The organism is Aerococcus sp. HMSC23C02 (genome assembly GCF_001806805.1).
Taxonomy (GTDB): domain Bacteria; phylum Bacillota; class Bacilli; order Lactobacillales; family Aerococcaceae; genus Aerococcus; species Aerococcus sanguinicola.
Window position 1 is genome coordinate 59,617 of record NZ_KV786039.1, and the last position, 11,554, is coordinate 71,170.

The 11,554-nt window shown below is 48.6% G+C and carries 10 protein-coding genes; 3 read left to right on the forward strand and 7 right to left on the reverse strand.

Annotated features, from left to right (window positions below; all coding sequences use genetic code 11):
* Window positions 1–159: 159 nt before the first annotated feature.
* The 5 genes from rny to HMPREF3090_RS00455 all read right to left on the reverse strand — a co-directional run bounded on the left by rny (window position 160) and on the right by HMPREF3090_RS00455 (window position 7,542).
* Window positions 160–1,731, reverse strand: a complete 1,572-nt coding sequence (gene rny / locus HMPREF3090_RS00435; RefSeq protein WP_067971987.1) for a ribonuclease Y — start codon at window positions 1,729–1,731, stop codon at window positions 160–162.
* A gap of 281 nt (window positions 1,732–2,012) precedes the next feature.
* Window positions 2,013–3,101 (reverse strand): recombinase RecA, encoded by a 1,089-nt coding sequence (gene recA, locus HMPREF3090_RS00440; RefSeq protein ID WP_067971990.1) that lies wholly within the window; start codon window positions 3,099–3,101, stop codon window positions 2,013–2,015.
* Between the two features lie 85 nt (window positions 3,102–3,186).
* Window positions 3,187–4,428 carry a competence/damage-inducible protein A gene (locus HMPREF3090_RS00445; protein WP_067971992.1) on the reverse strand — a complete coding sequence of 414 codons (1,242 nt, stop codon included), beginning with the start codon at window positions 4,426–4,428 and terminating at the stop codon, window positions 3,187–3,189.
* A 154-nt stretch (window positions 4,429–4,582) separates the two neighbouring features.
* A complete protein-coding gene (pgsA, locus tag HMPREF3090_RS00450) occupies window positions 4,583–5,161 on the reverse strand; it encodes a CDP-diacylglycerol--glycerol-3-phosphate 3-phosphatidyltransferase (RefSeq protein WP_070485688.1) in 579 nt (192 codons plus the stop codon).
* Window positions 5,162–5,175: 14 nt separating this feature from the next.
* Window positions 5,176–7,542 carry a DNA translocase FtsK gene (locus HMPREF3090_RS00455; protein ID WP_067972000.1) on the reverse strand — a complete coding sequence of 789 codons (2,367 nt, stop codon included), beginning with the start codon at window positions 7,540–7,542 and terminating at the stop codon, window positions 5,176–5,178.
* 184 nt (window positions 7,543–7,726) lie between these two features.
* On the opposite strand from HMPREF3090_RS00455, the gene HMPREF3090_RS00460 reads away from it, so the two are divergent.
* Window positions 7,727–7,999, forward strand: coding sequence for an acylphosphatase (locus HMPREF3090_RS00460; RefSeq protein WP_067972003.1), 273 nt, complete (start codon window positions 7,727–7,729; stop codon window positions 7,997–7,999).
* A 65-nt stretch (window positions 8,000–8,064) separates the two neighbouring features.
* On the forward strand, window positions 8,065–8,994 hold the full coding sequence (gene yidC / locus HMPREF3090_RS00465) for a membrane protein insertase YidC (RefSeq protein WP_067972005.1): 930 nt from the start codon (window positions 8,065–8,067) through the stop codon (window positions 8,992–8,994).
* 128 nt (window positions 8,995–9,122) lie between these two features.
* Here yidC and HMPREF3090_RS00470 read toward each other — a convergent pair whose 3' ends face one another.
* Both HMPREF3090_RS00470 and HMPREF3090_RS00475 read right to left on the reverse strand, forming a co-directional pair.
* Entirely contained in the window at window positions 9,123–10,232 is a 1,110-nt protein-coding gene (locus HMPREF3090_RS00470; protein WP_067972007.1) for a sensor histidine kinase, read from the reverse strand.
* Window positions 10,229–10,933, reverse strand: coding sequence for a response regulator transcription factor (locus HMPREF3090_RS00475; protein WP_070485691.1), 705 nt, complete (start codon window positions 10,931–10,933; stop codon window positions 10,229–10,231). The genes HMPREF3090_RS00470 and HMPREF3090_RS00475 overlap by 4 nt, the downstream gene beginning before the upstream one ends.
* Before the next feature lie 132 nt (window positions 10,934–11,065).
* Between HMPREF3090_RS00475 and HMPREF3090_RS09740 the strand changes: the two genes are divergently transcribed.
* The gene (locus HMPREF3090_RS09740; RefSeq protein WP_168140238.1) at window positions 11,066–11,206 is read left to right on the forward strand and encodes a hypothetical protein; all 141 of its coding nucleotides are present in this window, start codon (window positions 11,066–11,068) and stop codon (window positions 11,204–11,206) included.
* Window positions 11,207–11,554: the final 348 nt, after the last annotated feature.

An 11,554-nucleotide genomic window follows, 5' to 3' on the forward strand; every position in this document is an offset into this window, starting at 1 on the left:
TCTGACTTGTGAAATCACTCCGAGTCTGCCAAGTAGAACCCGACTACACAGGGTGAGAGGGAGCGCGGGTAGAAGTGGACCTCTGGAGCAAGTGAGGACAAGAAAAAGAGCTTGGAAATCCCAAGCTCTTTTTGCTGCAAATTATAGGGGTAATACGACTTAACGTGCATAGTCGACAGCACGTTTTTCACGGATTACCGTTACTTTAATTTGACCTGGATAGTCAAGTTCTTTTTCGATTTGCTTGGCTAAGTCATGCGAGAGTTTCACTGCTTCGAGGTCATCTACCTGGTCAGGTTGGACCATGACGCGGATCTCACGTCCCGCTTGAATCGCATAGGACTTGCTGACACCATCGGCACGGTTGGCAATGTCTTCCAAGCTGCGTAGGCGTTGGATATAATTTTCAAGCGATTCTGACCGGGCACCTGGACGTGCAGCAGATAGCGCATCGGCAACAGCGACAAGCACTGAAATTGGTGAAATGGCTTCTACATCCCCATGGTGACTTGCAATCGCATTGATCACGAGGTCATTTTCATGGTAGCGCTGGGCCAGTTCGACCCCAATCTCAACGTGGGTCCCTTCAATTTCATGGTCCACGGCCTTGCCGATATCATGTAAGAGACCAGCACGTTTGGCGCAGGCTTCATCCAAGCCCAGCTCACCAGCCAGGGTGCCCGCTAATTTAGCCACTTCGATACTGTGGCCCAGGACACTTTGGCCATAACTGGTCCGATAATTCAAGCGTCCCACTAGCTTAATCAAGTCCGGATGCATATCATGGATGCCGAGGTCGAAGACAGTATCCTCCCCAATGGTACGGATACGGGTATCCATTTCTTTGCGGGCTTTTTCCACCGCTTCCTCAATCCGGGCCGGGTGGATCCGGCCATCCGCGATCAAGGCATCGAGCGCGATCTTAGCAATTTCTCGGCGCACAGGGTCGAAACCACTCAAGACGACAGCTTCAGGGGTATCATCGACAATTAAGTCAATCCCCGTTAAGGATTCTAGCGTCTTAATGTTCCGCCCTTCTTTACCGATAATCCGGCCCTTCATATCGTCATTAGGTAAGTGGACAACTGTCACTGAACTTTCAGATACAGTGTCCGCCCCACTCGTTTCAATGGCTTGAAGGATAATCGATTTAGCGATTTTATCAGCTTTTTCACGAACTTCTTGTTCAGCATCACGAATTTTAATCGCAACTTCATTACTCAATTCACGTTCTGTTTCAGATAAAATCAAGTTTTTCGCATCTTCTTGGCTTAAACCTGATACTCTTTGAACTTCTTCTTCACGTTTTTGGATCAATTGGTCCGCATGAGCTTCTTTTTCTTCAAGATTGGTCATGCGGTCACGCAAGGATTGTTCTTTGGAGTTGAGCTGATCTTCTTTATTATCTAGCGTGTTTTCGCGGCGGGTGATGCTTTCCTCCCGCTGGTTCAAACGATTTTCACGTTGTTTAAGTTCATCACGATCAGCTTTTAAATCTTTCTCAGCTTCGGTTCGATAAGTTTGGGCTTCTTCCTTCGCTTCAACAATCATTTCTTTATATTGGGATTTGGCATCACGCTCGGCACGGTTGATAATATCCTGGGCTGAACGTTCAGCTTCAGCGAGTTCGGCTTCCATCCGTTCCTGGCGACGCTTGTCCCCAACATAGTTCCCGACTAAAAGGCCAACAATTAAAGCAACGATAACGAAGGCTATTCCTGTAAACTGCATAGTTCACCTCCGTTTCTATTTAATTGTAGTCTTAAATACTTTAAATATTTTTACTCAGTGTAAAAACTTTTACACCTATTATATATTGTATATTTTTGTTTCTAATCTGTCAATTGTTCTTTAAAGGGCCCACCATTTAGACCAATGACTAAACACAAAAAAGACCAGGAAAACTCCCAGTCTCTTTGTAAGTTACATCGTTTATTGGCGACTAAGCTTAATCTTTGCAGTGCCGATAATTATTTTCTGCTTAAAGGACTAACAAGTCCTAAGCTCAGGCCTTATTCCTTGTCGTCTTCCTTATCGTCCACGTCTAAAGCAGCTTGCCCAGTAGCTTCTTCTTCTGAATCAGACTCAGCGGCTTCACCACCAAAGCCATAGTGGGCACGGACTTGTTGGTCCACCGCTTGGAAGATATCAGGATTTTCCTTCAAGAAGTTCTTGGCATTTTCGCGACCTTGGCCGATCCGGTCATCCCCATAGGAATACCAAGAGCCTGATTTTTGGATAATATCCAAGTCAGCGGCTAGGTCAACCAATTCGCCAGCTTGGGAAATCCCTTGGCCATACATGATATCAACCTCTGCCACGCGGAAAGGTGGGGCAACCTTATTCTTAACGACCTTAATCTTGGTCCGGTTACCGATTACTTCTCCAGCCGCCTTCAATTGTTCACCGCGGCGAACTTCTAAACGGACGGTAGAATAGAACTTCAGAGCCCGACCACCTGGTGTCGTTTCAGGGTTTCCGAACATCACGCCCACCTTTTCACGGATCTGGTTGATAAAGATAGCAATGGTCTTCGTCTTGTTAATAGTCCCGGATAGTTTACGGAGGGCTTGCGACATGAGTCGGGCTTGCAACCCCACGTGGGCATCCCCCATCTCCCCTTCAATTTCAGCCCGGGGCACTAGGGCAGCGACGGAGTCAACGACTACAATATCGATGGCCCCTGATGAAATCAAGGCATCGGCAATTTCTAAGCCTTGCTCACCCGTATCAGGCTGGGACAGGAGCAATTCATCAATATTGACCCCTAAGTGCTTGGCATATTCAGGGTCTAGGGCATTCTCCGCATCGATAAAGGCTGCAATGCCGCCCCGCTTTTGGACTTCAGCGACCGCATGAAGGGCCACCGTTGTTTTACCTGAAGATTCTGGACCGTAGACTTCAACAATCCGGCCCCGAGGATAACCGCCAACCCCTAAGGCGATATCGAGAGTCAGTGATCCAGACGGTACCGTTGATATTCTTTGGTCGGCCGTGTCACCTAACTTCATAATGGCGCCCTTACCAAAATTTCTTTCAATTTTTTTGAGGGCTTCGTCAAGGGCTTTTTGACGGTTGGAATCGTTGTTGGATTTACTCACAGTACTTCCTCCTTGTCGTACATTTACTCTAGCTATATTGTAGCGGGCTTCTGCTTAAATAGCAAGCAAAAAGCGAACAGTTGTTCTAATTTAATTTTTGGATAAGGGCCAGGCAAGCGGCATGGACTGCTGACCGGCGGATGTTCTCACGCTGGCCTGATAAGTGCAGGCGGTGGACTTGGCAGTCGTCGGGCCCGGCTATGCCAATAAAGACCGTTCCGACATCCTGGCCTTCCATCTGGTCGGGGCCAGCAACCCCCGTAAAGCTCAGGGCATAGTCCGTCTGAAAGAGCTGGCGGCATCGCTCTGCCATTTCCTTGGCGCAAGCCTGGCTTACCATGCCTTCTTGGTCCAATGTTTCAGTAGAGACGCCTAGGACATCGCGCTTGGCTTGGAGGCTATAAGTCACGACGCCCCCTTCAAAAATTTCTGAAGCGCCTGGGCAGTCAACAATAGCAGCTGCCGCCATCCCACCCGTTAAACTTTCAGCAAGAGAGACTGTTTTTTGCTTGGTCTTGAGGGTCTGGACCAGGGCCTGGCTGGGCATATAGTCCAGACCTTGGCCATAATAGTAAGCCCCAACGCGGTCGTTAATTGTTTCTTCGAGGGTATCTAAGAGGCCCTGGGTCGTCCCTTCATCCGAGCCACTAGCCGTCAAGCGCAGGGTCAGAACATTATTCTTAGAATAAGTTCCGATGGTGGGATTTTCCTGGCTTTGAATCAGGTCATCTAAGCTTTCGGCTAGCTGGGACTCCCCCAGTCCATAATAATTCAAGTAGCGCGAAGTCAGCACCTGCCGGCTCTCTCCAGCTATGAAGTCTTGGATCAAGGCCTTGCCCTCTTCAAGGAACATGGCCCGCATCTCCTTAGGGAAGCCAGGTAGGACTATATAGAGTCGGCCATCCTTGACCAGGGCCGTGCCCACCGCCTGCCCCACAGGATTTCTGAGACTTTTCCCCCGGCTAAAATAGAGGGACATGCCTTGGTTCAAGTCCGACATGGTCGCTTGACGCCGGCTAAAGTCTTGGCGGACCCGGTCTAAATTCTCCTCATCATAGACCAAGGGCTCATCGAGATAGGCAGACAGGGCCTGCTTGGTCAGGTCATCTCGGGTGGGCCCGATGCCGCCTGAATAAATAATTATATCAGATCGTTCTTCTGCCTGCTTGGTGACCGCTGCCAGGCGGTCGGGATTGTCGCCGATAGCCGTTTGGATATAGTGCCCCACCCCCAGTTCTGTCAGTTGTTGGGCCAAAAATTGGGCATTAGTGTTCAAGATTTGCCCCATGAGAATTTCCGTCCCAATCGCAATAATTTCAGCTTTCATTTCTTTCCTCCTTATTCATATATAGACCATTTTTTCCAAAATTCACTTTTATTCTAACAAATTTTTTAAAAAAGCTTGGACCAAAAGTCCTTGCCTGATAAAAAAGTGACTAGGAGCTTGACCTAATCACTTTTCTTTTTTCTATGCTGAGCCCTTAGAGGCCATCACTAAATACTTTTTTTTTCTTAATGAAATAGTCAAAGCCTGAATAGAGGGTGAAGAAGAGGGCGAGGTAGAGCAAGACCTGACCGATTGAGAAGGGTAGGAAGGCAAAGGGCGCATCATCAACCAAAAGGAAGATGACAGCGAACATTTGCGTCATCGTCTTAACCTTGCCGATAAATTTAGCTGCCATGACCTCCCCTTCTTGGACTAGGATTAAACGCAAGCCTGAAACAGCTAGTTCTCGCATGAGGATCAGGCTGACCACCCAACCTGGGGCCTTACCCAGAGTCACCAATTCAATCAAGGCCGTCGCGACGAGCATTTTATCAGCGATGGGGTCCGCAAACTTACCGAAATTAGTGACTAAGTGGTCGCGGCGGGCAATATAGCCGTCCAACCAATCAGTAAAGCTAGCAAAGATAAAAACCAAGGCTGCTAAAAACAAATGAGGGTCGATCGCACTGCCTAAGACATGCCAGGTCCCCCAATCCAAGGGTAATTCCACTAAGAGCAGGAAGACGGGAATCAGTAAAATCCGAAATATCGTTAATTTATTAGGTAAATTCATCTCTCAATTCTCCTTTAATTTGCTTGTGAAGGCTCATCGCTGTTATCGGAAATGTTGACAACCCGTGGCTTAGACCCATTAGCCGGTCCGATGATCCCCCGCTGTTCCATATCATCAATGATGCGGGCGGCCCGGTTGTAGCCGATGCGGAAACGGCGCTGCATCATAGACGTGGATACGGTATCCCGACCCTTGACAAATTCCATGGCGTCAGGCCAGATCTCATCGAGTTCATCAGCTGGATTCTCTTCACTGGCTTCGCTGGGCATCATCGCTTCTACATAATTTGCTTCTTGCTGGGACTTCACAAAGTCAACGACGCGTTCCACTTCATCATCATCAATGAAGGCCCCTTGGACACGGATCGGCTTGCCCTCGCCCATCGGCATGAAGAGCATGTCGCCGCGACCTAGCAACTTCTCGGCCCCATTCTGGTCGATAATAGTCCGCGAATCTGTCCCACTGGAGACCGCAAAGGCGATCCGAGAAGGCACATTGGCCTTGATGATCCCTGTAATGACGTCAACGGAAGGTCTCTGGGTGGCTAGAATCATATGGATACCAGCTGCCCGGGCCATCTGAGCCAGACGGATGATGGCGGCTTCCACTTCCTTAGAGGCAACCATCATCAGGTCAGCCAATTCATCGACGATGACAACTATATAAGGCAGGCAGGGATCGTCCGTCCCCTCTTCCCGATTCTTTTCACGGATATGTTGGTTGTAGCCCTTCATATTCCGGGCCCCTGTTTCGGCAAAGAGTTCATAGCGCCTTTCCATTTCTGCCACAATCTTATTCAGGGCTTGGGCAGCCTTACGAGGGTTGGTCACAACAGGGGTTAAAAGATGGGGAATGCCATTGTAAACATTCAATTCCACCTTCTTAGGATCGATCATCATTAACTTCACTTCATGAGGTTTGGCCTTCATCAAGATAGAGATAATAATCCCGTTAATACAAACCGATTTACCTGACCCCGTAGACCCTGCCACCAGCAAGTGGGGCATCTTGGCCAGGTCAGCCATCTGGATGGAGCCCGCAATACTCCGCCCCAAGGGAACTTCCAAGAGTTTGGGCGACTTGGGAGCATTCTCCAAGCTATCACGCAAGGCAACTAGACTGACTTGTTGGTTAGGGACCTCAATCCCAATGGCCGATTTGCCAGGAATAGGCGCTTCAATTCGGATATCCTTGGCCGCCAAAGCCAGGGCAATGTCATCCGCAAGATTGGTGATCTTGCTGACCTTGGTCCCGATAGCTGGCTGGATTTCAAACTTGGTCACAGCTGGTCCCAGGTTAGCCTTGACCACCTTGGCATCGACATTAAAGCTCTCGAAGGTCTCCTCTAACTTCTCAATATTGTGTTGGATCACACTGTATTCGCCGGACTGGTCCGTCTCTTCCCGATCATTCAAGAGATCAGGCTGAGGCAGGCGATAATTAGGATTCTCTTCCTCGGCTTCCATTTTCATGTCGGCCAGGTCTTCATGGTCCTCCTCTTCTTCCTCATCGTATTCAAATTTCAAGGGAATATTTTGGGCAGGCGCGGCAGCTTGAGCAGGAGCCTCTTGTTGACTCGGACTCGACTTAGCCCGGCTCCCTCCTGAAGACTGGGAAGAGGATAGGCCGACGATTTCTACCGGCTCTCTTGGCGCAGGCTGGGCCTCTTGGTCAGTCCTTTCTTTTTTAGGCCGGATGCGGTTCTTCTTTTCTTTAGCTTCCGGCTGCTTGGCTTTTTGCTTGGCCTTGGCCTGGCGCTTCTCTGACTGTTTCTGCAGGCTCTCCTTACTGTCTGCCAGGAAATTGGAGAACCAGTCTGAAAAGACCGTCCAGAGCATCTGGATGCCTTCCAAGAATTCCTGCCAGGAGATATTCATGACAAAGCAGAGCAGGACCAGGATGGCGATAAAGATCAGGACATAGGTCCCCACTTGGCCCAGAGTAAAATAAGAGACCGTGTAAAGCAAGGCCCCAAGCATTCCCCCGCCCAAACTCTGGCTGAAGCTACCCTGGCGGAGGGCTTCCGTCGCTAAAGACCAGGTCACATTAATCAGAGACTGGCCCTGATCCGCAAAGGCTGAAAAATACCAAGAATGTAAGATCAGTGCCAGCAGAGGCAAGAGCCAGAGACAGGCTTGGGACAGGCGGTTGCGCAAGTTAGGGCCCTGACCTGTTAAAATCAGCCAGACCATGGCTAAGGCCAGGCCAACAAAGACCGGCAAGTAAAGCTCGCCCACTAATAAGCGCATAAGCTGGGCAATGAGCCGGCCGACAAAGCCTAAGCGGAAAATGCCAAATAAAGTCACCACAAGCACGCCAAGGGCAATCGCTTCATTTTTAAATGTACGTTTTTTTGTTTTTTTCCTTCTTCTTTTTGCCATTGACTTCCGACAACATCCTTTCTCGACTAATCGATTCGACGATTATACACTCTATATTATATACAATTTTCAGCTTTTACGCAGCTTATGGGCTAGGAATAATTTTCCCACAAGTTAGATTTCTTTACCAGCTATTCCCCCAGCCCCGCAAAGCATGCTATGATTAAGGAAAGGAGGTTGCAAGATGTTAACCAGTAAACTTCGTATCATAGGCCGGGTCCAAGGGGTCGGCTTCCGTTTTCACTGCAGTCAACTCGCCCGCCAGTGGCACTTAGGGGGCTCGGTTAAGAACGAGGCAGATGGCAGTGTCAGCCTGGTCCTCCAAGCAGATGCCCAGACCCGAAAGGATTTTCTCCAAGCCCTTGAAGAAGCCAATCCCTATGCGCGGATTGACCAGGTCGACCTGCTAGCCGAGGAAGACTTAGACTTTAAAGATTCTTTTGAAACGCTTTATTGAAATCATAAGCTAGTTTCGATAGAATAATAGGGTAAGTTTTATCAAAGATTAAAGGACGTGACATATTGTTTAAATCATTGACAGGCAAGCGGACCAAACTGCTTGCCCTGACGCTGACTAGTACCCTATTACTAGCTGGCTGTGCCAACCCGAATAATCCGGACGGCTTTGGCTTCCGTTGGTTCGCCATGCCGATCAACCGTTTACTCAACTGGTTTGCTGAGATCTTTAATGGAAATTATGGTCTAGCCATCATTACCATGACCATCCTGGTACGCCTGGTTCTTCTACCGCTCACCATGCGCCAGTTGAACTCCACTATGGAACATTCGGTCCGGATGAAAGAATTCCAACCCTATATGAAAGAAATGCAAGAGCGGCAAAAGAATGCCAGCTCTGACGAAGAGCGGATGCGCCTCGCTATGGAGCAGCAAGAATTTCTTAAAGAAAATAACATCTCCATGCTAGGCGGGATGAAAGGCTGCCTGCCTCTCCTCATTCAATTACCGATCTTCTCTGGCCTCTATGCGGCGATCCGAACAAGCCCTGACATCAAGGCTTACACCTTCTTTGGCATTCCTTTAGGCGAACCAAGCCTACTCTTCGCCATCATTACAATTGCCCTCTATGCCCTGCAATCTTGGGTTTCTCTTCAAGGGATCCCAGAAGAACAACGGGCTCAAATGAAGATGTCGATGTTTATGATGCCAATTATGATGGGCTTTATCGTCTTCAGTGCACCTGCTGGTCTGACCCTCTACTTCATTGTATCAGCGCTCTGGGGTGTTCTCCAATCGCTCTACACCAATCTCATCTACCGGCCACGCATCACAGCCCGCATTGAAGAAGAGATGAAGAAGAATCCGGTTAAAGTGAAATCGAGTCCAAGCACACAAGCCAAAGACGTCACCCAAAGCGTCAAAGACGACGCCCCTCGTCAAATTGACAAGGGTCCGAAAAAAGGTCGGAATGCCGGCAAGCAAAAGCGTCAATAGACGCTAGCAGTTCTTGAACATCTGTAGCTTAATGACCAAATTCAAAAACAGAACGGATGCTCAGCTATCACAAAAACAAAATTAAATGCCTTAAAGCAGCACACTCTGTCCTGCTTTAAGGCATTTTTTTAATCTGTATCTGAGTCCGCTTCCACTGACCGGACCTTGTCATCAACTTCCTCAGCTAAGGGCAGGCGGATGTGGAAGACCGAACCACTATTCAAGGAAGATTCCACGAAGAGCTGACCCTTGTAACCCTCGATCAGCTGACGGGCAATGGGAAGGCCGAGACCATTGCCACCTCTTTCCCTAGACCGAGCCTTGTCCACCCGGTAGAAACGGTTAAAAATCTTATCCTGGTCTTCCTGAGAAAGCCCTTCGCCAAAATCCTGGATGGCAATTTCCACATAGCGGATCACATCCGTAGATACCGTAATATGAATCAAGGGAGTATCGGTGGAATACTTGACGGCGTTGTCCAATAAGATAATGAGGCACTGCTCTAAATGGTGGCGGTTAATCGCCACATAATAAGGCTTAGAGAGCTCATTATTCAAGATGAAGGTGAAGTCAGGGTGGAGCATCTTGAAGTTCTCATAAGACTCTTCCACCACCATACCGGCATCAACCGCCTCATCTTGGTAGTGGATCTCCACTTGGCCAGCCCGCGACAGGTCGAGCATCTCTTGGACCAAAACCCGCATGCGCTCAATCTCACTCAGAGCTGATTGGATGGATTCCTGTAAAACTTCGGGATCATCCTTGCCCCAGCGGTTGAGCATCTTCAAGTGTCCCTGGACAATCGCCACCGGGGTCCGCAATTCGTGAGAAGCATCCTCAACAAAATGCACCTGCTGGTCGATATAATGGGTCATCCGGTCTAAGAGCTGGTTAATCCCCAGGGAAATATCCGTCAGCTCATCCTGGCTATCGCGGATGATCACCCGGGTATCGGCAATGCTCTTAAAGGAGATCCGGTCCAGGGTGAATTTAATATCGCGGATAGGCTGGAGCATCCAAGACGCCGTTAAGAAACCTGCCACCCCTGAAGCAAAGAGGAGGAAGAAAGCGATAAAAGTGAGCGAGACCACTAATTCTCCCGGACTCAAGATCACAATCGCTATTGGTACCAGCATGGCAATGAGCCAGATAATCCCTGATAGGCAAAGCCCCCATTTCCAAAAAAGTGAAATCCGCTTTTTCTTCTCTTGGTTATCAGGTTGATTATCTAATTTCATTGTTCAGTCCTCATCACATAGCCTGTTCCGCGCACCGTTTGAATATAGGAAGGTTGGTCTTTGCGGTCAATCTTATTGCGCAAGTAACGGATATAAACATCCACGACATTGGTTTCAATCTCAGTGTCATAATTCCAGACCTTATTGAGTAATTCCTGGCGAGAAAGAACCACATTAACGTTCTCCATCAAGGTGACTAAGAGCTCGTATTCCCGCTTGGTCAAGTCGATGATATCATCCCCTCGGTGAACAATCCGATTTTCTTTTTCGACCGTGATATCCTTAAAGGTCAGCTTGGTTTGTTTCACTTGGAATTCACTCTCTGCAATATTAATGCGACGAAGCAAGGCCCGCATCCGTGCCAGGAGTTCTTCAATCGCAAAAGGTTTAACAATATAGTCATCGGCACCTTGGTCCAGGCCAGACACCCGGTCAATAATAGAATCGCGGGCAGTCATCATAATCACTGGTGTCGTCTTCTCATGGCGCAGGCGGCGGCAGACTTCCACCCCATTAATTTCTGGGAGCATGAGGTCGAGCAGGATAATATCCCAGTCTTCTTCAAGAGCGGCCTTGAGTCCCGTCCGGCCATTGTAGCAAGTTTCCACTTCATAGCCCTCGAACTTCAGCTCCAATTCAATGAAACGGGCTAAATTCTTTTCATCTTCAATAATTAATACACGTGTTGCTTCTTCACTCATCTCATTCACACTCCATCTCCATAATATTTAGTTTTTGTGAAAAAATATTCCTTAAGCAATTCATATATCCCTATGCTATAATAAAAAGCGTACAGCTTACAAGAGAAAGCGAGGTTTCTTATGCCACAGCACATGCCAAAATCTAAAATGTACGATAACAAAAAGAAGAAAAAACGTCGTGGCCAAATCTTAATCTGGATCGGCCTCATCGCCATCATCGGCTCCGTCGTCTTCGCCACCGCCATGGCCCTCTACGGCTATTACGCCGGGTAAAACAAGGGTGTGAGAGGATGCGGGAGAAAGGGAACTCTGGAGTAAAAGGCCTGAGAAGGCTGAAAGCCTTCGACGGACTTTTGCGAAGAGGAGCCCTTTCTGCATCCTCGAACCCGACTATAGGGTGTGAGGGCTGGCGATTAGCTTTCCTTCACTGGAGCAAGTCACCAGAGCAGTCTGAAAGACTGCGTCGGAGACTTGTGAAGTGACAGGAAAGCTGCCAGACCGAACCCGACTAAAGGGTGCGAGAGGATGCGGGAGAAAGGGCCCTCTGGAGCAAAGATCCAGAGAAGACTGCAAGTCTTCGAAGGATCTTTGTGAAGAGGAGCCCTTTCTGCATCCTCGAAC